This is a genomic window from Streptomyces sp. NPDC053665, assembly GCF_055585285.1.
Genome location: NZ_JBVJKK010000001.1, coordinates 1,297,928 through 1,321,407, shown reverse-complemented (window position 1 = coordinate 1,321,407; position 23,480 = coordinate 1,297,928). Strand labels below are relative to the sequence as shown.

Sequence of the window (23,480 nt, the reverse complement as noted above, 5' to 3'; positions counted from 1 at the left end):
CGTTCGGCCCGGGACGGTTCCGATGCGGTCACGACCGGGACTCGGGACGGACACCGGGGCGCGGCGGCACATCCGGCGGGGTCTGAGAGGCTGGGGGCATGCGCGAAGTGCAAGCCCGCGAGGGCACGGATCGGGTCGTCGTGGTCGGGGCGGGCATCGCGGGGCTGGCCGCCGCGCACCGGCTGCTGCAACGCGGGGCGCGGGTGACGGTGCTGGAGGCCTCCGGCCGGGTCGGCGGCAAGCTGCTGCCCGGCGAGGTCGCCGGGGCGCGCGTGGACCTCGGCGCCGAGTCGATGCTGGCCCGCCGCCCCGAGGCGGTGGAGCTCGCCCGTGAGGTCGGGCTCACGGACCACCTCCAGCCGCCCGCCACCGCGACGGCCTCCCTGTGGACCCGGGGCGCGCTGCGGCCCATGCCGAAGGGCCACGTGATGGGCGTTCCCGGCACCGCCGCCGCTCTGTCCGGCGTGCTGTCCGAGCAAGGGCTGGCCCGCATCGGACGCGACGCCGAACTGCCCCGCACCGAGGTCGGCGACGACGTCGCGGTCGGCGCGTACGTGGCGGCCCGCCTCGGACGCGAGGTCGTGGACCGGCTGGTGGAACCGCTGCTGGGCGGTGTCTACGCGGGCGACGCGTACCGCATCTCCCTGCGCTCGGCCGTCCCCCAGCTCTTCCAGGTCGCCCGGACCCACACCTCCCTGACGGAGGGTGTGCGGGAGATCCAGCAGCGGGCGGCCGCCGCCCGGCAGACCGGCCCGGTGTTCACCGGGCTGCGCGGCGGTGTGGGCACCCTGCCGCTCGCGGTCGCCGAGTCCGTCCGCGCCCGCGGGGGCGAGATCCTCACCGGCACGCCGGCGACGCGGTTGCGCCGCACCCCCGAGGGCGACTGGGAGGTGGCCTCCGGCGAGCGCTCCTGGCGGGCGGACGCCGTGATCGTCGCCGTCCCCGCCCCGGCCGCGGCGCGGCTGCTGCGCGCGGAGAGCCCCGGGGCCGCCGCCGAGCTCGATGCCGTCGAGTACGCCTCCATGGCCCTGGTCACCCTGGCCTACCGCCGTGAGGAGGCGGCCCTGCCCGAGGGCAGCGGCTTCCTGGTGCCGCCGGTGGACGGACGCACCATCAAGGCGTCCACCTTCGCCTCGCACAAGTGGGGCTGGATCGCCGAGGAGAATCCCGGCCTGCTCCTGGTGCGCACCTCGGTCGGACGCCACGGCGAGACGGAGATCCTCGAGCGCGACGACGCCGAGCTGGTCGAGGTCTCCCGCCGGGACCTGAAGGAGGCGACCGGGCTGGACACCGCGCCCGTCGCCACCCGGGTCACCCGCTGGGACGGCGGTCTGCCCCAGTACCCGGTCGGGCACCACGCGCGCGTGGCCCGCATCCGCGAGCACGTCGCCGCGCTGCCCGGCCTCGCGGTGTGCGGCGCCCCGTACGACGGCGTGGGTATCCCGGCCTGCATCGCGAGCGCCCGCGCCGCCGTGGACCAGGTGCACGGCGACCTGAGCGGTGTGCAGCAGCTCACCGCGCACCCGGTGCAGAGCCTGCACGGGGGAGCGGGAGAATGAGGGACATGAGTGACGACGCCTCCACCACCGAACCCGGCAGGATCCCGAACAAGGGCAAGCTGGCCAAGGACCTCAACGAGGTCATCCGCTACACGCTCTGGTCCGTCTTCAAGCTGAAGGACGTCCTGCCCGAGGACCGCGCCGGGTACGCCGACGAGGTCCGGGAGCTGTTCGACCAGCTCGCCGCGAAGGACGTGACGATCCGCGGCACCTACGACGTGTCCGGCCTGCGCGCCGACGCCGACGTCATGATCTGGTGGCACGCGGAGACCAGCGACGCCCTGCAGGAGGCGTACAACCTCTTCCGCCGCACGAAGCTGGGCCGCGCCCTGGAGCCCGTCTGGTCGAACATGGCGCTGCACCGCCCCGCCGAGTTCAACCGCTCGCACATCCCGGCGTTCCTCGCCGACGAGACGCCCCGCGACTACGTCAGCGTCTACCCCTTCGTGCGCTCCTACGAGTGGTACCTGCTGGCCGACGAGGACCGCCGCCGCATGCTCGCCGACCACGGCAAGATGGCCCGCGGCTACCCGGACGTGCGCGCCAACACCGTCGCCTCGTTCTCCCTGGGCGACTACGAGTGGATCCTCGCCTTCGAGGCCGACGAGCTGTACCGCATCGTCGACCTCATGCGCCATCTGCGCGGCTCGGAGGCCCGCCGCCACGTCCGCGAGGAGGTGCCCTTCTACACGGGCCGCCGCAAGGACATCGCCGACCTGGTCGCCGGCCTGGCCTGACCGGCCCCGGCCGCGCGGCGCGCAGCCCCGGCAGCCGCCCTTGCCGAGCGGAGGAGGGCGGCTCGTCGGGGGCCGGCGCGTCGGGGGCCGGCGCGTCAGCCGCGCGCCTGCCGCTGCGCGAAGGCAGCGCGCAACTCCGGTTCGCCGACGGCCTGGACGCCGCGCACGGCCACCGACGTGAGGTACGCACGGTCGTCGGCGGCGCCGTCCGCGGTGCGGGTCAGCGCGCCCAGCAGACGCTGACCGGCCGGGGAGGCCCAGCGCGCGTACGGGTGCACCTCGATCCGGGCGAGGGCCAGGCAGCTCAGGGCGAGGGCCAGCGGCAGCGCGAACCACAGCGCCACCAGATGCCGCGGCAGCTCCGGCGGGACGGGGACCAGCAGCGCGAGGAGCCCGAGACCGAGGACGGCGAGGGCGGCCCGGCGCACTTGACGGACCGCCGAAGCCACCGTCGTACGCGCGCTGTCGGGCACCGCGAGGCCCGCGCGGACCAGCCCGTCGGCGATGCCCCGCACCGCTTCCGCCGCGGCGGCCGTGGTGCGCACCGGCGCGATGCGGCACTGCCCCTCGGGGCCGATGGCCCCTATCACCGAGCGCTCCATGTCGTCCCGCCCACGCGGGTCGACGACCGTGGCCCAGCCGGTGTGGGCCAGCAGCAGCCGGCGCTGCCGGGCCATCGCCACCAGCGTCACGTCGGCGACCCGCCGGGGTCCCCCGGAGAGGAACGCCGCCTCGTACAGGGTGAGTTCACGGTCCCGGCCGGTGTCGGAGCCACCGGCCGCGGCCCGCACGGCCGCCAGGCACAGGCGGGTGCACGCCGTGCCGGCCACGGCCCAGGCCGCCAGGAGGAGAAGGACCCAGAGCATATGTCTCTTGTATGTGACACCGTCGCGAGAACACCATGCCTCGTCCACGATACGGACGCAGTGTTGCCGGGATGTGACGTCGTGTACCGGTCGGGGCGCCCGCACGGGGTGTTCGGCCACTAGCCCACCCGGGTCCTTTGCCGCCGCCCGCGCCCCGCCGCGGCGGTGCGTCCCGTGGCCGCCGCCCCTCCCATGGGCCATGTTGCTGACGGTCGAGCCGAACGGCTCACGGCCGAGAGCGAAGGAGGCCCCGCGGTGGGTGAGCTGTACATCGGCGGCGAGTGGACCCGGGCGGCGGCCGGCGGCCGCCGCGACGTGATCAACCCCTACGACGCCTCCGTCGTCACCACCGTCGACGAGGCGGACGCCACCGACGTCGACCGGGCCGTGACCGCCGCCCGCAGGGCCTTCGACCAGGGCGACTGGGCGGAGGCCCCCTCCCGCCGGCGGGCCGATCTGCTGCTGCGCGTGCACGACCTGCTCCTGCGCGACCGCGAGGACATCGCCCGCACCGAGACCCTCGACACCGGCAAGACGCTGACCGAGGCGCGGATCGACGTCGAGGACGTGGCCAACGCCTTCCGCTACTTCGCCGAACTCGCCGGGAAGGACGGCGGCCGGGTCGTCGACGTCGGCCCCGGCGTCCTCAGCCGCGTCGTCTACCAGCCCGTCGGCGTCTGCGCGCTCATCGCCCCCTGGAACTACCCGCTGCTCCAGGCCTCCTGGAAGGTCGCACCGGCGCTCGCCGCGGGCAACACCTTCGTCCTCAAGCCCAGCGAGACCACCCCCCTGACCACGGTCATGATGATGCGCCTCATCGAGGAGGCCGGTGCCCCGGCCGGCGTCGCCAACCTCGTGCTGGGCTCGGGCGCGACCGTCGGCGCCGCCCTGACCGACCACCCCGACGTGGACCTGGTGTCCTTCACCGGCGGCCTCGCCACCGGCCGCCGGATCATGGCCGCGGCCGCCGGCGGCCCGAAGAACATCGCCCTGGAACTGGGCGGCAAGAACCCCAACGTCGTGTTCGCGGACGCCGACTTCGACGCCGCCGTCGACTACGCGCTCGACGCCGCGTTCCTGCACTCCGGACAGGTCTGCTCCGCCGGTTCCCGGCTGCTGGTCCAGGACGAGCTGCACGACCGGTTCGTCGACGCCCTCGCCCGCCGCGCCCAGGCCATCCGCCTGGGCGACGGCATGGAGGACGGCACCGAGAGCGGCCCGCTCAGCTCCGCCGAGCACCGCGAGAAGGTCGAGGGCTACATCGCACTCGGCCGGGAGGAGGGCGCCCGCCTCGTGACCGGGGGCACCCGGCCGAAGGACCCCGCCCTCAGCCGCGGCTTCTTCCTGCTGCCGACGATCTTCGCGGACTGCCACCGCTCCATGCGGATCGTCCAGGAGGAGGTCTTCGGCCCGGTCGTCACCGTGGAGCGCTTCGCCACCGAGGACGAGGCGATCGGCCTGGCCAACGACACCCGCTACGGACTGGCCGGCGGCGTGTGGACCTCCGACGCGAGCCGCGCCCAGCGCGTCGCCCAGCGGCTGCGCCACGGCACCGTGTGGATCAACGACTTCCACCCGTACGTGCCGCAGGCCGAGTGGGGCGGCTTCGGCCGCTCCGGCGTCGGGCGCGAACTCGGCCCCACCGGACTGCGCGAGTACCAGGAGGCCAAGCACATCTACCAGAACCTCGCCCCCGCACCCTCCGGCTGGTTCAAGGGCTGACCCGCGTCCGGCACCGCCGCCACGCACCGCACCCCGAGAAAGGCACCGCATGGCCACCCCTCCCGCGCACGGCGCCGAGTCCGCCTACGACTACGTCATCGTCGGCGGCGGCACCGCAGGCTGTGTGCTCGCCGCCCGGCTCAGCGAGGACCCCGACTGCCGCGTCTGCGTCATCGAGGGCGGCCCCAGCGACGTCGGCGACGAGCGCATCCTGCGCCTGCGCAACTGGATCAACCTGCTCGGCTCGGAGTTCGACTACGGCTACACCACCGTGGAGCAGCCCCGCGGCAACTCCCACATCCTGCACTCCCGGGCCCGCGTCCTCGGCGGCTGCTCCTCGCACAACACCCTGATCAGCTTCCTGCCGCTGCCGCAGGACCTGGACGACTGGGTGAGCCGCGGATGCGCCGGCTGGGACCCGGCCACGATCCTGCCCTACCGGGAGCGGCTGCTGACCGAGATCGTCCCGGTGGCCGAGGCCGACCGCAATCCCATCGCCGCCGACTTCGTCACCGCCGCCTCGCGCGCCCTCGGCGTGCCCGTCGTCGACGACTTCAACGCCGAACCCTTCGCCGACGGCGCCGGCTTCTTCTCCCTGGCCTACCAGCCGGAGGGCAACCTGCGCTCCTCCGCGTCCGTCGCCTACCTGCACCCGGTGCTGCACCGGCCCAACCTCACGCTGCTGCTGGAGACCTGGGCCCACCGCATCGTCCCCGACGCGTCGGGACGGCTGACCCGCGTCGCGGTCCGGGGCGCCGACGGCGAACCCGCCACCGTGCGCGCCGAATGCGAACTGCTGCTGTGCGCGGGCGCCATCGACACCCCGCGCCTGCTGATGCTCTCCGGCATCGGCCCGGCCGACGACCTGCGCGCGCTCGGCATCGAGGTCCGCGTGGACCTGCCCGGCGTCGGCGAGAACCTGCTGGACCACCCCGAGTCCGTCATCGTCTGGGAGACCGACGGCCCGCTGCCGCCCAACTCCGCGATGGACTCCGACGCGGGCCTGTTCCTGCGCCGCGACACGGCGCAGCCGCGCCCCGACCTGATGTTCCACTTCTACCAGGTGCCGTTCACCGTCAACACCGAACGCCTCGGCTACCCCGCGCCGCCGTACGGGGTGTGCATGACGCCGAACGTACCGCGCGCCCGCTCCACCGGGCGGATGTGGCTGCGCAGCAGCAACCCCGCCGAGCATCCGGCGCTGGACTTCCGCTACTTCACCGATCCGGAGGGCCACGACGAGCGCACCATCGTGGACGGGCTGAAGGTGGCCCGCGAGGTGGCCGCGACCGCCCCGCTGCGCGACTGGCTGGTCCGCGAGGTCGCCCCCGGCCCGGACGTCGTCTCGGACGCCGACCTGTCCGAGTACGGCCGCCGCGCCGCGCACACCGTCTACCACCCGGCCGGCACCTGCCGCATGGGCTCGCCGGACGACCCGATGGCCGTCTGCGACCCCGACCTGAGGCTGCTGGGCGCGGAGGGCGTGCGGATCGTCGACGCGTCGGTGTTCCCGACGATGCCCACCATCAACCCCATGGTGACCGTCCTGCTGGCCGCCGAACGGGCCGCCGACCTCGTCACCGGCCGCCCGGGCCCGGCCGAGCAGGGAGCCTCGCGGTGACACAGCCTTCTGCCGCCGCCTCCGGACCCGTCCCGGAGGGCGAGCGGGGCTCGGAGTTCCGCAAGGACATGGGCCCCTGGGCGAACTTCGCCCTCGGCTTCACGTACCTCTCCCCGGTGGTGAGCACCTACACCCTCTTCGGCACCGCGCTCGCCGAGGGCGGGCCGCCGATGATCTGGGCCTTCGTCATGGCCGGTGCCGGCCAGTTCCTCGTCGCGCTGGTCTTCGGCGAGGTCGTCGCCCAGTACCCGATCGCGGGCGGCGTCTACCCGTGGGCGCGGCGGCTGTGGGGCACACGCTGGGCATGGATGACCGGCTGGGTCTACATGTGGGCGCTGCTGGTCACCATCACGTCCGTCGCCTACGGCGCCGGGCCCTACATCGCCATCCTCTTCGGCTTCGATCCGACCGTGCACACCACCGTGCTGTGCACGGCCGTGCTCATCGTGGTGGCCATCGCCGTCAACTACCTGGGCACCAGGGCCCTGTCGGCGGCCGCCGTCATCGGCTTCGCCGGTGAGCTCATCGGCGCCCTCGTCGTCGGCATCTACCTGCTCGCCACCCACCGGCACCACAACCTCGGCGTCATCTTCGACACCTACGGCACCGAGGGCGACGGCTCCTACCTCCCGGTGTTCCTGGCGGCCGCGATCATCGGCTTCTACCAGTACTACGGCTTCGAGGCGTGCGGCGACACCGCCGAGGAGGTCGAGCACCCCGGCCGCGTCATCCCCAAGGCGATGCGCCGCACCATCTACATCGGCGGGGCCGCGGCCACGTTCACCTGCATGTCGCTGCTGCTGTCGGTCACCGACTACGACGCGGTCATCTCGGGCGAGCAGGCGGACCCGGTGGTTGACGTGCTGTACGACGCGATGGGCGAGACGGGGGCCCGGCTCGTCATGGCCGTCGTACTGATCTCCTTCCTGTCCTGCACCATCAGCCTGCAGGCCGCCGCCGGGCGCCTCATCTACTCCTACGCACGCGACGAGATGGTCGTCGGGCACCGGCTGCTGCGCCGGTTCGACCACGCCCGGGCGGTGCCCGGCTACGCGCTGCTGGTGTCCGCGGCCGTCCCGCTGCTGATCGCGTTCGCCTCACTGCTGTCCGAGGACGCGCTCACCAACATCGTCTCCTTCGCGATCCTCGGCATCTACGCCTCGTTCCAGATGGTCGTCCTGGCCGCCCTGCGCGCCCGGCTCAAGGGCTGGCGTCCGGCGGGGGAGTTCACCCTGGGCCGCTGGGGCACGGCCGTGAACGTCGGCGCGCTGGCGTACGGCATCTTCGCCATCGTCAACATCTGCTGGGCCCGTACCCCGGAGAAGCCGTGGTGGGAGAACTGGATCGTCCTGCTGTGCGGCGCGGTCGTGCTGGGCACGGGGCTGCTGTACATGTTCACCACGCACCACTACGGCCGCAGCGACGCGCCCGCGGGTGACGCGGTGCCCGGGGAGAGCCGGAAGGCCGGGCGTTAGCGCCGCAGCAGCACCCTGCGCGTGGCGCGGGCCAGCCGGTGCACCGGGCGGCGCGAACGCGGCTTCGGCCCCGACCGGTCCAGCCACCACGCGCGCAGCTCCCGCCGGGCCGCGCCGTCCTCCGGCAGCCCTGCGGAGAGCAGGTGCGCGGCGAAGGACAGGGCGTCGCGCCGGTAGCCGCCGGTCATCGGCCGGGCCTGCGCGTAGCCGAGGAACGCCGGGCGGTACCGCGGGCCGAGGATCTCCGGCAGTTCGGGCGCGACCTTCGCGACGACGTCCGCCCGCTTCGCGGCGAGCGCCCGGGCCTGCACACCGATCCGCACCCGGTCGAACCCCTCGGGCACGGGCGTCCCCGCGACCAGCGCCGACAGCAGCGCGGCCTGCGCGAGCCCGAGCCGCTCCCGCGCCTCGTCCGCCTCGCCTGCGGCCCCCGGACCGGAGACGCCCCCCGACGCCCCGGCCGGACGCCCCCCGGCCGGGCCGCCCACCGGCAGGGGCGACTCGCCGGGGCCGGGTACGGCGGGCGCGTCGGCCGTGGCGCACACCCCGGCCGGCACCCGCTGCACCGCTCCCACCTCCACGGCCCGGCGTACGGCGGCCAGTTCGCCCTCCAGCTCCGCCGGGGCGGGGAAGTTCTCGTCGCGCTCCAGCAGGACACCCGGCGGACGGACCCGGCGGGCCAGGTCGGTCAGGATGTCCAGGACCGGCTGCGGGACGGGGTGGGCGTGGCTGTCGTGCCAGACGCCGTCGCGTTCGAAGCCGCCGGCGACATGCACGTAGGCGAGGGCCTCCAGGGGCAGTTCGGCGAGGGCCTCGGCCGGGTCCTCGCCGCGGTTGACGTGGTTGGTGTGCAGGTTGGCCACGTCGATGAGGAGTCGCACGCCCGTGCGGTCCGCGAGCTCGTACAGGAACTGGCCCTCCGTCATCTCCTCGCCCGGCCAGGCCAGCAGCGCGGCGATGTTCTCGACGGCCAGCGGCACCGGCAGGGCGTCCTGCGCGATCCGCACGTTCTCGCACAGCACGTCCAGCGCGTCACGGGTGCGCGGCACGGGCAGCAGGTGACCGGCCTCCAGATGCGGCGTCGCCGTCAGCGCTCCGCCGGCCCGGACGAACGCGATGTGCTCGGTGACCAGCGGGGACCGCAGGACGTGGGCCCGTTCGGCGAGCGCGGCCAGCCGGCCGGGGTCGGGCCGGTCCGCGCCCCCGAGGCCCAGCGAGACACCGTGCGGCACCACGGTGACGCCGCGCTCGCGCAGCCGCAGCAGCGACTCGGGCAGATGCCCGGGACAGACGTTCTCGGCCACGGCCTCGACCCAGTCGATGCCCGGCATGCGTTCCACGGCGTCCGCGATCTCCGGCCGCCACCCGATGCCCGTCCCCAGTCGCTCCATCGTTCCCCCTCCTCCACCCGGCCGATCCCCGGACGTGACGGGGGTATGGCCCAGCCGCCCGCGCCCGAACCCTCCCCGGTCCGGCTTCAGAGCAACATTTGAGGTTCGGCGCACGCGGTGGCCGCCGGGCGCGCCCGGCGGCCACCGTCCCCCTGACCCGGCGAGGGGCTACACCCGGTGCGAGGAGTGGTAGTTGAACACCGACCACAGGACGAACAGGCCGGTCACGATCATGATGATCGACCAGAACGGCTGGTACGGCAGCCACAGGAAGTTCGCGATCAGCGCCAGGCCGACCACGACCGCGCTCACGGCCCGCGCCCAGGTCGCGCCGGTGAACAGGCCGAACCCGGCGATCATCACGAGCAGGCCGACGATCAGGTGGATCCAGCCCCACGCGGTGAGGTCGAACTCGAAGACGTAGTCGCCGAAGCTCGTGTACACCTCGTCGTTGGCGATCGCCGCGATGCCCTGGAAGATCGCGAAGAAGCCGTAGACGATCATCAGGGTGGCGCCGAGGGCGAGACCGCCGGCCGCCCACGGGTCGCCGGAGCCGCCGGAGCCGCCCGGCTTCCGGTCGTCGGCGGGAGGGGCGGGGGGAGGGGGCGCGGCGCTGGACATGGCAGCCTCCTGGGTCGGGGTTGTCCGTAACCCCACTGGAGCACCCGGCCGCGTCCGGCGCTCCCGCGACTGCTCCGAACGGGTGGTGACCGCCGGCCGCGCAGTGTGCCGCTACCGGCGCAGCGCCGGATGGTCGGCGACGACCGTGCACGAGCCGGGAGCGATCTCCGTGAACCCGGCGTCCCGGACCAGGGGCAGCCCCGCGGTGGTCAGGGCGGACCAGCGGGCGGGGTCGGCCGTGCGCACGGCCAGCGGGAAGCCGGCGTCCCGCCACGCGGCCCGCTCGGGGCCGGACAGCTCCCACCAGGCCAGCTGCGCGCCGTGACCGGCCTGGGCCATCGCCTTGCCGGCCGACATGCCGAGCTCCGGGTTCAGCCACAGCACGACGGCGTCCGGGTCGGCACCGGCCGGCTCCCGCGGATCGTCCAGATCGGTGCCGGAGACCTGGAGCCGCACGAGGTCCTTCGGCCAGCCGTCCAGGGGGACCGGCGGGAAGACCCGCACCTCGGCGGACGTGCCGGTCACCGTGATCCCGGGCAGGGCCGCGGCCCGGCGCCACTCGGCGCCCCGCGCCCGGCGCACGACCTTGCGGATCCGGGCGTCCTGCCAGTCGCGCACGGCCCGGGCCCAGGCGCCGTCGCCCTGCGACCGCTCGTCGGCCAGGATCGTCAGCACGGCACGGGCGGCCGTCTCCAGTGCGTCGGTGCGCGCCGGCGGGTCCGCCCGCTCGATCCGCACGACCAGCGGCAGCACGAACTGCGGCGCCGCGTCGCGCGCGGAGGGGTCGGACCGGAAGGGACTGTCGCTCACGGGCGTCGGATCTGCGCTCACGCCCCCAGTCTGCCAGCCGGAAGATCGTACGAACGCGCGCTCAGCCCGAGCAGGACGTGCGTTCGGCCTCGCGCCACTCGCAGGTGGGGCAGTAGGTGATGCCCTTGTACGACTCCGGGTACTCCGTCGGCTCCCGGCACAGCACACACTCCGCGTACGGCGGCCCGTCCGCCCGGGGCGGCCTGGTCGCGTCGATCAGGCAGTAGTCGTTCTCCTCGCTCATGCCTCCAGCGTAGGACGGTCAGCGGCGGGCATCCGCGGTCCGGATCAGATCGGACACCTTCACGAACCGGTAGCCGCGGCGGCGCAGCTCGGGCACGATCGTGCGCACCGCCCGCTCGGTGGCCGGGGCGGCGCTGCGGGTGCAGTGCAGCACCACCACGGACCCCGGCCGCACCCCGTCCAGGACCTGCCGGACCACCACCTCCGGGTCGGTCTCGAACGCGTCGCCGCCGACGACGTCCCACTGCACGGCGGTCACCCCGGCCGGGGCCAGCGCCTTCAGGGCCCGCCGGTCGTAGCAGCCGCCGGGGAAGCGGAAGTACGGCATCGCATCGGGCACGCCCGCCGTGCGGAACGCGGCGTACGCGCGCTCCACCTCCAGCCGCATGCGCGAGGCCGCCACCTCGGGCAGTCCGTAGCAGTCGCCGGTGAAGGCGTGGTGGCTGTAGGAGTGGTTGGCGACCTCGAACAGCGGGTCGCGGCCGATGGAGCGGGCCTGGCCGGTGTACTCCTCGGCCCACCGCCCGGTCATGAACACGGTGGCCGGGACCCTCAGCGCCCGCAGGGTCGCGATGAGCCGGGGATGGTCGAAGCGCTCGCCCGCCGCCGCCCGCTGCCCCTGGCCGGCGGTCATGTCGGCGTCGAAGGTGAGCGCCACCGTCGCGCCGCCGGTGCGGGGCCCGTGCTCGAAGACGGGGGTCAGGCCCGCGGGGCCGGGCGCGAGGGTCGGCGGCTTGGCCGCCGGCGCCGGGACCTGCACGGCGGTGGAGGCGGGACGCGGTGGCCGCTCGGCGCCGCAGGCGGCGAGGGTCGCGGTCAGGGCGCAGAGGGCGGCGGCCCGGCGCAGAGCCGGGCGGCACAGGGGGACGCTCACCGTATGAAGATGTGACCGGGAGCGTCCCGCCATGCGTGCCTGCCGCCGGTGTCACCCGGCCGTCAGATGTCGCGCTTGTCCAGCGGCTTGGTCGCCGGGCCCTGGATCACCTTGCCGTCGGTGTCGAAACGCGAGCCGTGGCAGGGGCACTCCCAGGCCCGTTCGGCGGCGTTGAAGTCCACCAGGCAGCCCAGGTGGGTGCAGCGCGCGGACACCGCGTGCAGGGCTCCGTCGTCGTCCCGGTAGACCGCGACCCGGTGACCGCCCGCGCGGACCACGGCCCCCTCGCCGGGCGGCAGGGACTCCACCGGCGGCGACGGCCGCAGCCGGTCGCCCACGAAGTGCCCGGCCACCTTGGCCTGGGTCTTCAGGAAGGACGGCGCCTCCCGCACGGCCGGCTTCACCCGGCGCGGGTCGTACAGCCCGCTCCACTCGCACTCCTCGCCGGTGATCTGCGCGGCGAGCAGGCGTCCCGCCATGATGCCGCCGGTCATGCCCCAGCCGCCGAAGCCGGTGGCCACGTAGGAGTGCCGGGCGCCCGGGTGCAGCGGGCCGACCATCGGCACGGTGTCGGTCGGGGTGTTGTCCTGCGTCGCCCAGCGGTGCGTGACCCGCAGGCCGGGGAAGTGGCCGGTGGCCCAGGAGGTGAGACGCTCGAAGCGGTCCCGGGTGTCACCCGTGCCCGGCGTGAAGTGCTCCCCGGTGACGATGAGTAGCCGCCGGTCCCCGTCCCCGTCGTACGGCGCCGTGCGGACCGAGCGGGTGTTCTCGTCGGGGGTGATGTACATGCCGTCGGGGTCCTGCCCGGCGGGGAGGGGCCCGGCGACGACCAGCTCCCGCTTCGGGGTGAGCCGGGTGAACAGCAGCGCCCGGTCGAAGATCGGGTAGTGCGTCGCGACGACGACGTCCCGGGCGCGCACGGCCGCCCCCGTCGAGGTCGACAGCCGGCACGGTTCGCCCTCCTCCATGCCGAGGACGGTGGTGTCCTCGAAGATCCGCCCGCCGTGCCCGGCGAGATCGGCGGCGAGGGCCAGGAGGTACTTGCGCGGATGGAACTGCGCCTGCCCGGTGACCCGGACCGCGCCGGCCACCTCGAAGGGCAGCCCGGTCTCCGTGACGAAGGAGGCCGGCAGCCCCGCCTCGGCCGCGGCGCGCGCCTCGGCCCGCAGCTCCTCCACCCGGCTCGGGTCACTGGCGTAGGTGTAGGCGTTGCGGGTCTCCCAGTCGCAGTCGACACCCAACTCGGCGGCCACGCGGGCCGCGTGCTCGATCGCCTCGGACTGGGAGCGGGCGTACAGGCGCGCCCCCTCGGGGCCGCGGGTGCGGCGCAGCCGGTCGTAGACCAGCGAGTGCTGGGCGGTGACCTTGGCGGTGGTGTGCCCGGTGACCCCGGCGGCGACCCGGCCGGCCTCCAGGACCGCGACGCTGCGCCCGGCCCGGGCCAGTTCCCAGGCGGTGCACAGCCCCGCGATCCCGGCGCCGATCACCGCCACGTCGACGTCGAGGTCCTCCGCCAGCGCCGGGTGGTGACCCTCCGGTGCCGTCTCGAGCCAGTACGAGCCCCTGACCTGCTGCTTCTCGCTCATGGACCATCGAGTACCCCGGTCGGCCCGCGTCAGTGCCGTCCCGCACGGGACGAGGGGCATCGGGCCGGGCACCCGGCGCCCCTCGTGCCGAAGCGGTCCCCGGTCAGCGGCGCCAGGGCCCCGTCACCGCGAACGTCGTTCCCGGCGTGTAGCAGTTGACGTACATCGTCTCGCCGTCGGGGGAGAAGGTCACACCGGCGAACTCCCCCCACTCCGGCTCTCCGGGCGTGCCGATGTTCTGCCGGTTGCGGGCCATCGGGTAGACCTGGCCGCGCCGGGTCACGCCGAAGACGTGCTGGGCGCCGTCACCGTCCTCGCAGACCATCAGGCCGCCGCTGGGCGCGAGACAGATGTTGTCCGGGGACTCGCCCGGCATCTGCACGTCGGTGTCCGGGCCGAAGACGATCACCAGGGTCAGCCGGCGGCGCTCCGGGTCGTAGCGCCAGACCTGCCCGTAGTGGTCGGCCGCCGAACCGTCCGACCGGTGCGCGAAGGACGACACGAAGTACACCGACCGGCCGCCCCAGTAGCAGCCCTCCAGCTTCTGCGCGTGCGTGATGCCCCCGCGGCCGAAGTCCTGGAACCGGATGGGCGTCTGCGCGGCCAGCGGGTCGGGTACGTCCACCCACTCGATGCCGTCGAACTCGGCGCCGATCTCCTGGACGGTCGACAGGTCGGGCACGCCCGGCACCCGCATCGCCTGGAGCCGGCCGCCCGCGCGCAGCGAACCGCGGCCGCCCAGCGGCTTCCTCGGCAGGAAGCGGTAGAAGAGGCCGAAGGGCTTCTCGAAGGCGTCCTCCGTCTCGTAGACCACGCCCCGGCGCGGGTCGACGGCGATCGCCTCGTGCTGGAAGCGGCCCATCGCCGTCAGCGGCACGGCCCCGGTGCGGTGCGGATCGACCGGGTCGACCTCGAAGATGAAGCCGTGGTCCTTGGTGTAGCCGTTGGTGCCGGCCTTGTCCTCGGTCTCCTCGCAGGTCAGCCAGGTGTCCCAGGGGGTGGGGCCGCCCGCGCAGTTCACGGCCGTGCCGGCGATGGCGACGCGCTCCGACAGGACGTGGTTGCGGGAGTCCAACGTCAGCGCGGTGCACCCGCCCTTGCCCGCCGGGTCGTAGGTGAGGCCCTCGACCGTCGGGACGGGGATCTTGCCGTTGGCGCGGTTCTCGTGGTTGCGGACGAGGTGGACCCGGCCGCCCCGGCCGGCGAAGGCCGACATGCCGTCGTGGTTGGAGGGCACCTCGCCCTCGCCGGAGCGGAGCCGGTCCCCCTCGCGGGAGAGGATCCGGTAGCGGAAACCTTCCGGCAGATCGAGGACGTCCTTCGGGTCGGGGACGAGCGGGCCGTAGCCGGTGCGGCCGAGGGTCTGGGCGGCGGCGGTACCGGCGAAGAGTTCGGAGAGGGCGCCGGAGAACGCGATCCCGACACCCAGGGCCCCCGTCCCGGCGAGCACCTGACGTCGTGTGGCGGAACGACCGGTTTCGGTCATGGGAAAACCTTCCTGCTGGCGGACAGGAACTGTGATCCCGCTGTGTCTACCACCTGGTGCGGGCGGCGGGAACCACGCGGGCCGGGCGGGTCACCCCTCGACGGAGCGCCGCAGCTCCTCCAGGGCCTGGCCGGCCTGCTCGGCGCGGTCGAGGGTGTCCTCCACGGCCGCCTGCGAACCACCCTCATGGCCGCCCCTCTCGAGGAACCTCAGCAGCTCCACCGGGATGGGCAGCACCAGCGTGGAGTTCTTCTCCGCCGCGACGGCCATCACCGTCTGCAGCAGCCGCAGTTGCAGGGCCGAGGGCGTGTCGGCCATCTGCTGGGCGGCCTGGGACAGCTTCTTGGACGCCTGGTACTCGGCGTCGGCGTTGATCAGCCGGGCCCGCCGCTCGCGATCGGCCTCGGCCTGGCGGGCCATCGAGCGCTTCATGGTGTCCGGCAGGGAGACGTCCTTGATCTCCACGCGGTCGATGGTCACGCCCCACTCCACGGCGGGGCTGTCGATCATCAGCTCCAGACCCTGGTTGAGCTTCTCCCGGTTGGACAGCAGATCGTCCAGCTCGCTCTTGCCGATGATCGAGCGCAGCGAGGTCTGGGCCATCTGCGAGACGGCGAAGCGGTAGTCCTCGACGTTGACGACCGCGGCCGCGGGGTCCACCACCTTGAAGTACACGACGGCGTCGACCCGCACGGTCACGTTGTCGCGGGTGATGCCCTCCTGCGCGGGGACCGGCATGGTCACGATCTGCAGGTTGACCTTGCGCATCCGGTCGACCGCCGGCACGACCAGGGTGAAGCCGGGCCGCCGCACGTCGCCGTGCAGCCGGCCGAGGCGGAAGACCACCCCGCGCTCGTACTGCTTGACCACGCGCGCCGCCGACGCCACGTACACCAGGGCACCGGCCCCCACCGCCGCCGCGGTGGCGATCAGCTCTTCGACCATGCCGACCTCCCGGTTCGAGGTCCGGGTTTTCGTACCTTTCTGCAACGATATGCCCGCACCTGGGCGCGAGGCCATGCCCCGGCGGCCGGGGCTGGACGCGGGACGGCCCGGGGTGCGAGCGGAGGCCGTCGCGCGCACCCCGGGCCGGGGAGGGGGCCGGCTAGGCCGGGGTGACCTCCTGCGCCGGGGACACGGCCGGTTCGCCCTGCGTGACCTTCACCGGCTCGGTGCCCGCGGTGCTGTGCCGGGCGGCCCAGCTCTCCAGGGCCGTGCGGCAGGCGTGGTCCAGGTGGTGCAGGCCCGAGAGGTCCAGCTCGACGGGGCGGTCCTGCGGGAGGGACTCCAGGCTGTCCAGGATCTTCGGCAGCCGCAGGAACGTCGCGTTGCCCGACAGGTACACCTGGATCGGCCCGGCGCCCTTGTCGATGATGTCGAGCTTGAGGTGCGAGGCGTCCCAGGCGGTCTTGACGACCGACAGGGCCAGACCGATGAGCACCCCCTCGAACATGTTCACCGCGACGATCGACACGGCCGTGATCACCAGGATCAGCGCCTCACCCGTGTGAGCCCCCCACAGCGCCCTGATCTGGCGGAACGGGATCAGCTTCCAGCCGGCGTGCACGAGGATGCCGGCCAGTGCGGGGATCGGGATCAGTGCCAGGGCCCACGGCATGGCGGCGGCGAACAGCAGCAGCCACACGCCGTGCAGCACCCGGGACGCCTTGGTACGGGCGCCCGCGTTCACATTCGCGGAGCTGCGCACGATGACCGCGGTCATCGGCAGCGCGCCGAGCAGACCGCACAGGGTGTTGCCCGCGCCCTGGGCGACCATCTCCTTGTTGTACTCGGTGCGCGGACCGTTGTGCAGCCGGTCCACGGCCGCCGCGCTGAACAGGCTCTCCGCCGAGGCGATCAGCGCGAACGCGATGATCGTGCCCCAGATCGCCGGGCTCGCCAGCTCGCCGAAGGCCTCCGCCCCGGGCGGCTGGACCACCCCGAGCAGGCCCTCCACCCGGACGGTGGCGACGGGCAGCCCGAAGGCGAGCGTGACGACCGTGGCCAGGACGACCGCGGCGAGGGCGCCGGGCACCGTCCGGACGGCCTTGGGCACCTTCTTCCACAGCACGATGACGGCGATGGTGCCCGCACCGATCGCGAGGGAGGTCAGGGCCTTGGTGCTGCCGAACACGTCGATGAACGCCCCGGGCAGACCTGCGATCTTGCCGAGTCCGGACTCCGGGGCCTTCAGGCCCGCCGCCGCGTAGATCTGGCCGGCGATGATCACCAGCCCGATGCCGCAGAGCATGCCCTCGACGACCGAGACGGAGATCGCCCGGAACCAGCGGCCTATGCCGAGGAAGCCCATGGCGAGCTGGAGCAGCCCGGCGAGCAGCACGATCACCCCGAGCGTGGCCACCCCGAACTCGGTGACGGCCTGGAAGACCAGCACGGTGAGACCGGCGGCGGGCCCGGACACCTGGAGGCTGCTGCCGGGCAGCAGCCCGGTGACGATCCCGCCCACGATGCCGGTGACGAGACCGAGCTCGGCGGGGACGCCGGAGGCGACCGCCACCCCGACGCAGAGCGGCACCGCGACCAGGAAGACGACGATGGAGGCGAGGAAGTCCTGCCTCAGATGAGGGAACTTCGACATGACGGACATCATGGTCACCGGCCTCCTCAGAGCGTCTCGAACGTGTCGGAATCCGCGCGGTGCTCCCGCACCACGCCGGTGTGGACCTCGTAGTACCAGCCGTGCAGCCGGAGCCGGCCCTCGGCCAGCCCCCGTTCGACGCACGGGTAGGAGCGCAGCCGCAGCACCTGGGTGAGGACGTGGTTCTGCACGGCCTCGGCGACCGTCGGGTCGGCCGGGTCGGCGCAGTCGGGCCGGCCGGTGGAGTGCGCGAGCCAGTCGCGCACCGCCGGGACCGCGTCGAGGTCGTCGCCGCGCACCACGGCGCCCACGGCGCCGCAGTGCGAGTGGCCGCAGACGACGATGTCCGAGACGCCGAGCACGTCGACGGCGTACTCGATGGTGGCGGCCTCCGCGGTGGGGTGGCCGAGGGTGTGTGGGGGGACGACGTTGCCCGCGGTGCGCAGCTCGAAGAGCTCGCCGGGACGGGCGCCCGTGATCAGGGCCGGCACGACCCTGGAGTCGGAGCAGGTGATGAACAGGACGTCGGGGGACTGGCCCTCGGCGAGGCGGGCGAACTCCTCAGGGCGCTGTCCGAACGTACGGGCGTTGTCGATGAGGGGCTGCATGGCGTGATGAATCCTCCTGGCGCGCAGTGGGGGCGCGTCGGACGGGCATGACGAAGGGTGGGGGGAGCGCTGTGCGGCTCAGCAGCGGAAGACCTGCAGCGCTGCCGGGGTGTGCGGCACGAGGGGTCTGGAGGCGTGCGCGGTGCCGCTGCGGGCCGGTTCGGCCGGCGCCGGTGTGACGTGCGGCGGCAGCGGCCGGCCGGACGCCGCGGGTGCGCGGTCGGCGGGGTGGGACCGGGCACGGGTGCGCAGGGGACCGGTCGGGTCCCCGGGGTGTGCTGCGCGGCACGAGGTCGTCTCGTCCCGCAGGGCCTGTCCGGCGGAGGTGCTTCCGGGGCCCGGGAAGGCGTGGGGAGGTGTGGCTCCGGGGGCGGCCTTGGCCTGGGCTTCGCTGAAAGTGTGCGCGGATGCGAACGGTGCCGTGGGTGCGAACAGCACGAGGGCCAGCGCGGCGGCGGCGAGGACCGACACCACGGTCCGGAACGCCGTAGCTCGGAACATGCGCCCCCCGTCACCGCGTCACACGCCCGGCACGCACCAGCAGTTGGTCAACGGCTGGTCAAGAAACAACATTAACCCTGCAAAGTTGTTTGCAGGGTTAACTTAAAGTTTCCGGCTGAAGAGAGCCTGAAAATCGTGGGTGGGTGGCCTGAAGCGGCGCCCACCTCACGGCTTTCGCTGCACGGTTGGGGCGACGGTCACCCGGAGTCGGCCAAGGTGCCCGCGTCACGGGCGAGGGCGGTGAGCCGGGATATGGCCCTGAAGTACTTCTTGCGGTAGCCGCCCTTCAGCATCTCCTCGCTGAAGAGCCGGTCGAACGGCAGCCCCGACGCCAGCACGGGCACCTCGCGGTCGTAGAGGCGGTCCGCGAGGACGACGAGCCTGAGCGCCGTCGACTGGTCCGGCACGGGCTGCACCCCGGTGAGGCAGACCGCCCTCACCCCGTCGGTCAGGGCGCCGTAACGGCTGGGGTGGACACGGGCCAGGTGCTCCAGGAGGGCGGGGAACGCGTCGAGGGAGGCGCCCTCGATGGCGTGCGCCGTGGCGGTCACCTGCTCGTCGGAGAACGGCGGCGGCGCCTCGGGCAGCCCGCGGTGGCGGTAGTCCTCGCCGTCGATGCGCAGGGCGCGGAAGTGCGCCGACAGGCCCTGGATCTCGCGCAGGAAGTCGGCGGCGGCGAACCGGCCCTCGCCGAGCTTGCCGGGCAGCGTGTTGGACGTGGCCGCGAGCGCGACCCCCGCCTCGACGAGCTTGCCGAGCAGGGTGGACACCAGCACCGTGTCGCCCGGGTCGTCGAGCTCGAACTCGTCGATGCACAGCAGGCGGTGGCCGGACAGGGTCCGCACCGTCTGCTGGAAGCCGAGCGCGCCGACCAGGTTGGTCAGCTCCACGAACGTGCCGAACGCCTTCAGCGAGGGTTCCGCGGGGGTGGCGTGCCACAGGGAGGCGAGCAGGTGGGTCTTGCCCACGCCGTAGCCGCCGTCGAGGTAGACGCCGCGCGGGCCCGAGGGGGCCTGCCTGGCCGCCCTGCCGAAACCGAACAGGCGCCGCCTGCCCGGGGCGGAGCCGCCGCCGAGCCCGGCCGCGAAACGCTCCAGGACCTCGACGGCCTCGGTCTGGCTGGGCTGGTTCGGGTCCGGGATGTAGGTGCTGAAGCGCACGGAGTCGAACCGGGGCGGCGGCACCATCTCGGCGACCAGGCGGTCCGCGGGCACGTGCGGCTCACGGGCGCACAGCGACAGCGGGGCCGGGTCGGTCACGGGGCCGGTTCCGGATGCGGCGGGGGAAGAGGACACGGTTCACCATGCTACGGCGCGTGGAACACTGCACGGCATGCGACGTCTGTTCCCTGTGACCGATGAAACAGCAGCTCCGGCGCCCGGCGGCGCGTCCGGCGGGGGAAGCGGACGGGAGTGGAGCCTGGCCGAACTGGCCGCCGCCTACGCCTACCCCGAGCCGGGCCCCGAGGGGCCGGCGCCGTACCTGCGGGCCAACATGGTGTCCACGCTGGACGGGGCCGCCCAGCACGACGGGCGCTCCCAGCCCATCTCCGGCGCGACCGACATGCGGATCTTCGGCACGCTGCGGGCGCTGGCCGACGTCGTGGTCGTCGGGGCGGAGACGGTGCGCCAGGAGGGGTACCGGCCCGCACGCGCGCGTGCCGACTTCGCCGCCGCCCGGGAGGCGGCCGGCCAGGGTCCCGCACCGGCCATCGCGGTCGTCACCGCCGGGCTCGACCTCGACTTCTCCCTGCCGCTGTTCACCTCCCCGCTGGTGCCCACACTCGTCCTCACCGGCGCCGCGGCCCCGCAGGACCGCGTGGCCGCCGCGGAGAAGGCGGGTGCCCGGGTGGTCACCGCCGGGGAGGGCATCGGCGTCGACCCCGCCCGGGCCGTGCGGGCGCTGGCCGCTCTCGGCCACACCCGGCTGCTCACCGAGGGCGGTCCGCGACTGCTGGGCCAGCTGGTGGCGGCGGGCGTGCTCGACGAACTGTGCCTGACCCTCTCGCCGATGCTCACCGCGGGCGACGCGCAGCGCATCGCCGGCGGGCCGGCCGTCACCGTCCCGCACCGCTTTGCGCTGCTGTCGATGCTGGAGGAGGACGGTTTCCTCTTCACGCGGTACGGCAGGCTCCCGGCGCACTGAACCGCCGAAGCCGGGGTAGAAGGTGCCGGCGGCCGGGAGTGCGGCCGCCGGTCCGGCCGCGGGCGGCGCAGAGGGCCGCCGCCGGACCGGGTGTGAGCGGAATGTTCCGTTCTGTTCGGTTTCCGCAGGGCACACTGAATCCGGCAGTACCCGTGCGATCACGGGGCAGGATGGTTTCCGCAGGGCCCGCCGCGGCCCACGCAGGAGGTGGGGCCCCGAGGCCCCCGGAGCAGAAGGGGCGCCTGGTGTTCACAAGCGTTTTGATGATCGAGAAGGCCCTGACGTCCGCCGACGTGGAGTTCGTCACGACCTTGCACGGCGAGGAGGAGGTGTCCTTCCAGGTGCTCCTCCAGCCGCGCGGCGAGCAGGCGGACCGGCTGCTGCGGGCCATCGACGACGTGGCGCTCGGCGAACTGGACGAGGCCGTGCGCGAGGGCGAGACCCCGGAGGGCGAGGAGGCGCTGAGCGTGGGGCAGCGGGCGCTGGAGGTGTCCCTCGCCGCGCTGCGCGCCTCCGGGAGCCGGGCCCAGGGCCGGCTGATCGAGGACCATCCGCTGGACGCCCTGAAGTCCCTGGTCGCCGAGGTCGGGGCGGACGAGGTGATCGTGCTCACCGATCCGCACTACGTGGAGGAGTTCTTCCACCGGGACTGGGCCTCGCGCGCCCGGCACAAGGTCGGCGTGCCCGTGCTCAAGCTGTTCTCGCACAGCAAGGCGTAGCCCCGAAGGCACCGGGTCCGGGGTTGGCGCGGCCCCGGGCGCCGCTGAAATAGGGTGGGGGCCGCCCACACCGTCGCGCCGCACTTGGAGAACCGCATGGCACCCGGCCTTCCCACCGCCATGGACCGACCGCACTTCATCGGCATCGGTGGTGCGGGCATGTCGGGGATCGCGAAGATCCTCGCCCAGCGCGGGGCCGTCGTCGCGGGCAGCGATGCCAAGGAGTCGGCCACGGCCGAGGCGCTGCGGGCACTCGGCGTGACCGTGCACATCGGGCACGCCGCCGCGCACCTGGCCGACGACGCCAGCTGCGTGGTCGTGTCCTCGGCGATCCGGCCGGACAACCCCGAGCTGGCCCGCGCCGCCGAGCTGGGCATTCCCGTCGTGCACCGCTCCGACGCGCTCGCCGCGCTGATGGACGGGCTGCGGCCGATCGCCGTCGCGGGCACGCACGGCAAGACCACCACCACCTCGATGCTGGCCGTGTCGCTGAGCGAGCTGGGCCTGAAGCCCTCGTACGCGATCGGCGGCGACCTGGACGCGCCCGGCTCGAACGCGCTGCACGGCGAGGGCGAGATCTTCGTCGCCGAGGCCGACGAGTCGGACCGCAGCTTCCACAAGTACGCGCCCGAGGTGGCGATCGTCCTCAACGTCGAGCTCGACCACCACGCCAACTACGCGTCGATGGACGAGATCTACGCCTCCTTCGAGACGTTCGTGGACCGGATCACCGAGGGCGGCACCCTGGTGATCGCCGCCGACCACGAGGGCGCCCGCGAGCTGACCCGGCGGGTCGCCGGCCGCGGTGTGCGGGTGGTGACCTACGGCGAGTCCGAGGACGCCGCGGTGCGGATCCTGTCCGTCGTGCCGCAGGGCCTGAAGAGCGAGGTCACCGTCGACCTGGACGGCGAGCGGCTGACCTTCACCGTCTCCGTCCCCGGGCGGCACTACGCGCACAACGCGGTCGCGGCCCTCGCCGCGGGCGTGGCGCTGGGCATCCCGGCCGCCGGCCTGGCCGGGGCGATCGCCGCGTACACCGGGGTCAAGCGCCGCTTGCAGCTCAAGGGCGAGGCCGGGGGCGTGCAGGTCATCGACTCCTACGCGCACCACCCCACCGAGATGACGGCCGACCTGGAGGCGATGCGCGCCGCGGCGGGCGACGCCCGGATCCTGGTCGTCTTCCAGCCCCACCTGTTCTCCCGCACCCAGGAGCTCGGCAAGGAGATGGGGCAGTCGCTGGCCCTCGCGGACGCCTCCGTGGTGCTGGACATCTACCCGGCCCGCGAGGACCCGATCCCCGGGGTGACCAGCGAGCTGATCATCGAGGCGGCCCGGGCGGCGGGCGCCGACGTGACGCCGCTGCACGACAAGGCCGACGTCCCCTCGGTCGTCGCGGGAATGGCGAAGCCCGGTGATCTCGTTCTCACCATGGGAGCGGGCGACGTCACCGACCTCGGCCCGCTGATCCTGGACCGTCTGTAGAACCGAGGGGCTGGAGGCTCATGCCGTACGACGTTCAGAAGCCGGACGAGCAGTGGCGCGCGGAACTGTCCCCGGGCGAGTACGCGGTACTGCGGCAGGCGGCCACCGAGCCCGCCTTCACCGGTGAGTACACCGACACCAAGACCCGGGGCGTCTACTCCTGCCGCGCCTGCGGTGCGGAGCTGTTCACCTCGGACACCAAGTTCGAGTCGCACTGCGGATGGCCGTCCTTCTTCGACCCGAAGGACACCGACGCCGTGGAGCTGATCGCGGACCGCTCGCACGGCATGGTGCGCACCGAGGTGCGGTGCGCGCGCTGTGGCTCGCACCTCGGGCACGTCTTCGAGGGCGAGGGCTACCCCACGCCCACCGACCAGCGGTACTGCATCAACAGCATCGCGCTGCGGCTGGAGCCTCAGGAGGGCTGAGCCCGGG

General features: G+C 73.6%; 22 protein-coding genes. 9 read left to right on the top strand and 13 right to left on the bottom strand.

Going from position 1 to position 23,480, the window contains the following annotated elements; all coding sequences use genetic code 11:
- The first annotated feature begins 98 nt into the window (after positions 1–98).
- On the top strand, positions 99–1,559 hold the full coding sequence (gene hemG / locus ACZ6ZN_RS05665; RefSeq protein ID WP_469643287.1) for a protoporphyrinogen oxidase: 1,461 nt from the start codon (positions 99–101) through the stop codon (positions 1,557–1,559).
- A gap of 5 nt (positions 1,560–1,564) precedes the next feature.
- Positions 1,565–2,296: a hydrogen peroxide-dependent heme synthase gene (gene hemQ, locus ACZ6ZN_RS05660; protein ID WP_398109721.1), complete on the top strand. Its 732-nt coding sequence runs from the start codon at positions 1,565–1,567 to the stop codon at positions 2,294–2,296.
- A 95-nt stretch (positions 2,297–2,391) separates the two neighbouring features.
- Here the strand turns inward: hemQ and ACZ6ZN_RS05655 are convergent, their stop codons facing one another.
- On the bottom strand, positions 2,392–3,162 hold the full coding sequence (locus tag ACZ6ZN_RS05655) for a TIGR04222 domain-containing membrane protein (RefSeq protein WP_398109720.1): 771 nt from the start codon (positions 3,160–3,162) through the stop codon (positions 2,392–2,394).
- Positions 3,163–3,417: 255 nt separating this feature from the next.
- Between ACZ6ZN_RS05655 and ACZ6ZN_RS05650 the strand changes: the two genes are divergently transcribed.
- Genes ACZ6ZN_RS05650 through ACZ6ZN_RS05640 form a run of 3 tightly spaced genes read left to right on the top strand, consistent with a single transcriptional unit; the run spans position 3,418 to position 7,980 of the window.
- Complete coding sequence (locus tag ACZ6ZN_RS05650; RefSeq protein WP_398109719.1) at positions 3,418–4,884, top strand: aldehyde dehydrogenase family protein; 1,467 nt, start codon at positions 3,418–3,420, stop codon at positions 4,882–4,884.
- 49 nt (positions 4,885–4,933) lie between these two features.
- Positions 4,934–6,505 (top strand): GMC family oxidoreductase, encoded by a 1,572-nt coding sequence (locus ACZ6ZN_RS05645; protein WP_469643283.1) that lies wholly within the window; start codon positions 4,934–4,936, stop codon positions 6,503–6,505.
- Positions 6,502–7,980 carry an APC family permease gene (locus tag ACZ6ZN_RS05640; protein WP_469643281.1) on the top strand — a complete coding sequence of 493 codons (1,479 nt, stop codon included), beginning with the start codon at positions 6,502–6,504 and terminating at the stop codon, positions 7,978–7,980. Before ACZ6ZN_RS05645 ends, ACZ6ZN_RS05640 begins: the two co-directional genes overlap by 4 nt.
- Here ACZ6ZN_RS05640 and ACZ6ZN_RS05635 read toward each other — a convergent pair.
- The 12 genes from ACZ6ZN_RS05635 to zapE form a co-directional block, all read right to left on the bottom strand.
- Positions 7,977–9,371 (bottom strand): MbnB/TglH/ChrH family RiPP precursor modification enzyme, encoded by a 1,395-nt coding sequence (locus ACZ6ZN_RS05635; RefSeq protein ID WP_469643279.1) that lies wholly within the window; start codon positions 9,369–9,371, stop codon positions 7,977–7,979. The genes ACZ6ZN_RS05640 and ACZ6ZN_RS05635 overlap by 4 nt on opposite strands.
- A gap of 168 nt (positions 9,372–9,539) precedes the next feature.
- A complete protein-coding gene (locus ACZ6ZN_RS05630) occupies positions 9,540–9,992 on the bottom strand; it encodes a DUF7144 family membrane protein (RefSeq protein ID WP_469643277.1) in 453 nt (150 codons plus the stop codon).
- A 111-nt stretch (positions 9,993–10,103) separates the two neighbouring features.
- Positions 10,104–10,823, bottom strand: a complete 720-nt coding sequence (locus ACZ6ZN_RS05625) for an aminoacyl-tRNA hydrolase (protein ID WP_469643274.1) — start codon at positions 10,821–10,823, stop codon at positions 10,104–10,106.
- Positions 10,824–10,863: 40 nt separating this feature from the next.
- Positions 10,864–11,046: a hypothetical protein gene (locus ACZ6ZN_RS05620; protein WP_469643272.1), complete on the bottom strand. Its 183-nt coding sequence runs from the start codon at positions 11,044–11,046 to the stop codon at positions 10,864–10,866.
- An 18-nt stretch (positions 11,047–11,064) separates the two neighbouring features.
- Positions 11,065–11,919 (bottom strand): polysaccharide deacetylase family protein, encoded by an 855-nt coding sequence (locus tag ACZ6ZN_RS05615; RefSeq protein WP_469643270.1) that lies wholly within the window; start codon positions 11,917–11,919, stop codon positions 11,065–11,067.
- Between the two features lie 62 nt (positions 11,920–11,981).
- Complete coding sequence (locus ACZ6ZN_RS05610) at positions 11,982–13,505, bottom strand: FAD-dependent oxidoreductase (protein WP_469643268.1); 1,524 nt, start codon at positions 13,503–13,505, stop codon at positions 11,982–11,984.
- Positions 13,506–13,608: 103 nt separating this feature from the next.
- Positions 13,609–14,991, bottom strand: a complete 1,383-nt coding sequence (locus ACZ6ZN_RS05605) for a PhoX family protein (RefSeq protein WP_398109710.1) — start codon at positions 14,989–14,991, stop codon at positions 13,609–13,611.
- A gap of 90 nt (positions 14,992–15,081) precedes the next feature.
- Positions 15,082–15,936: a slipin family protein gene (locus ACZ6ZN_RS05600; RefSeq protein ID WP_398109709.1), complete on the bottom strand. Its 855-nt coding sequence runs from the start codon at positions 15,934–15,936 to the stop codon at positions 15,082–15,084.
- Between the two features lie 160 nt (positions 15,937–16,096).
- Positions 16,097–17,590, bottom strand: a complete 1,494-nt coding sequence (locus tag ACZ6ZN_RS05595) for a SulP family inorganic anion transporter (RefSeq protein ID WP_469643265.1) — start codon at positions 17,588–17,590, stop codon at positions 16,097–16,099.
- 26 nt (positions 17,591–17,616) lie between these two features.
- Positions 17,617–18,198 carry a carbonic anhydrase gene (locus ACZ6ZN_RS05590; RefSeq protein ID WP_451879429.1) on the bottom strand — a complete coding sequence of 194 codons (582 nt, stop codon included), beginning with the start codon at positions 18,196–18,198 and terminating at the stop codon, positions 17,617–17,619.
- Between the two features lie 78 nt (positions 18,199–18,276).
- Positions 18,277–18,699, bottom strand: coding sequence for a hypothetical protein (locus ACZ6ZN_RS05585; protein ID WP_469643262.1), 423 nt, complete (start codon positions 18,697–18,699; stop codon positions 18,277–18,279).
- A gap of 197 nt (positions 18,700–18,896) precedes the next feature.
- Positions 18,897–19,994, bottom strand: coding sequence for a cell division protein ZapE (gene zapE / locus ACZ6ZN_RS05580; RefSeq protein WP_469643260.1), 1,098 nt, complete (start codon positions 19,992–19,994; stop codon positions 18,897–18,899).
- 37 nt (positions 19,995–20,031) lie between these two features.
- Here zapE and ACZ6ZN_RS05575 point away from each other — a divergent pair, with 37 nt between their 5' ends.
- The 4 genes from ACZ6ZN_RS05575 (at position 20,032) to msrB (ending at position 23,473) form a co-directional block, all read left to right on the top strand.
- On the top strand, positions 20,032–20,844 hold the full coding sequence (locus ACZ6ZN_RS05575; RefSeq protein WP_398109704.1) for a pyrimidine reductase family protein: 813 nt from the start codon (positions 20,032–20,034) through the stop codon (positions 20,842–20,844).
- A gap of 245 nt (positions 20,845–21,089) precedes the next feature.
- Positions 21,090–21,563: an indole-3-glycerol phosphate synthase gene (locus ACZ6ZN_RS05570; protein WP_398109703.1), complete on the top strand. Its 474-nt coding sequence runs from the start codon at positions 21,090–21,092 to the stop codon at positions 21,561–21,563.
- Between the two features lie 96 nt (positions 21,564–21,659).
- Complete coding sequence (gene murC, locus ACZ6ZN_RS05565) at positions 21,660–23,045, top strand: UDP-N-acetylmuramate--L-alanine ligase (protein WP_451879426.1); 1,386 nt, start codon at positions 21,660–21,662, stop codon at positions 23,043–23,045.
- A 20-nt stretch (positions 23,046–23,065) separates the two neighbouring features.
- On the top strand, positions 23,066–23,473 hold the full coding sequence (msrB, locus tag ACZ6ZN_RS05560) for a peptide-methionine (R)-S-oxide reductase MsrB (RefSeq protein WP_398109701.1): 408 nt from the start codon (positions 23,066–23,068) through the stop codon (positions 23,471–23,473).
- Positions 23,474–23,480: the final 7 nt, after the last annotated feature.

Excerpts from the sequence above, each read along its gene's own strand:
- hemG (WP_469643287.1), top strand. The coding sequence starts at position 99 with ATGCGCGAAGTGCAAGCCCGCGAGGGCACGGATCGGGTCGTCGTGGTC.
- hemQ (WP_398109721.1), top strand. The coding sequence starts at position 1,565 with ATGAGTGACGACGCCTCCACCACCGAACCCGGCAGGATCCCGAACAAG.
- ACZ6ZN_RS05655 (WP_398109720.1), bottom strand. The coding sequence starts at position 3,162 with ATGCTCTGGGTCCTTCTCCTCCTGGCGGCCTGGGCCGTGGCCGGCACG.
- ACZ6ZN_RS05645 (WP_469643283.1), top strand. The coding sequence starts at position 4,934 with ATGGCCACCCCTCCCGCGCACGGCGCCGAGTCCGCCTACGACTACGTC.
- ACZ6ZN_RS05635 (WP_469643279.1), bottom strand. The coding sequence starts at position 9,371 with ATGGAGCGACTGGGGACGGGCATCGGGTGGCGGCCGGAGATCGCGGAC.
- ACZ6ZN_RS05630 (WP_469643277.1), bottom strand. The coding sequence starts at position 9,992 with ATGTCCAGCGCCGCGCCCCCTCCCCCCGCCCCTCCCGCCGACGACCGG.
- ACZ6ZN_RS05620 (WP_469643272.1), bottom strand. The coding sequence starts at position 11,046 with ATGAGCGAGGAGAACGACTACTGCCTGATCGACGCGACCAGGCCGCCC.
- ACZ6ZN_RS05610 (WP_469643268.1), bottom strand. The coding sequence starts at position 13,505 with ATGAGCGAGAAGCAGCAGGTCAGGGGCTCGTACTGGCTCGAGACGGCA.
- ACZ6ZN_RS05605 (WP_398109710.1), bottom strand. The coding sequence starts at position 14,991 with ATGACCGAAACCGGTCGTTCCGCCACACGACGTCAGGTGCTCGCCGGG.
- ACZ6ZN_RS05600 (WP_398109709.1), bottom strand. The coding sequence starts at position 15,936 with ATGGTCGAAGAGCTGATCGCCACCGCGGCGGCGGTGGGGGCCGGTGCC.
- ACZ6ZN_RS05595 (WP_469643265.1), bottom strand. The coding sequence starts at position 17,590 with ATGTCGAAGTTCCCTCATCTGAGGCAGGACTTCCTCGCCTCCATCGTC.
- ACZ6ZN_RS05590 (WP_451879429.1), bottom strand. The coding sequence starts at position 18,198 with ATGCAGCCCCTCATCGACAACGCCCGTACGTTCGGACAGCGCCCTGAG.
- ACZ6ZN_RS05585 (WP_469643262.1), bottom strand. The coding sequence starts at position 18,699 with ATGTTCCGAGCTACGGCGTTCCGGACCGTGGTGTCGGTCCTCGCCGCC.
- ACZ6ZN_RS05575 (WP_398109704.1), top strand. The coding sequence starts at position 20,032 with ATGCGACGTCTGTTCCCTGTGACCGATGAAACAGCAGCTCCGGCGCCC.
- murC (WP_451879426.1), top strand. The coding sequence starts at position 21,660 with ATGGCACCCGGCCTTCCCACCGCCATGGACCGACCGCACTTCATCGGC.
- msrB (WP_398109701.1), top strand. The coding sequence starts at position 23,066 with ATGCCGTACGACGTTCAGAAGCCGGACGAGCAGTGGCGCGCGGAACTG.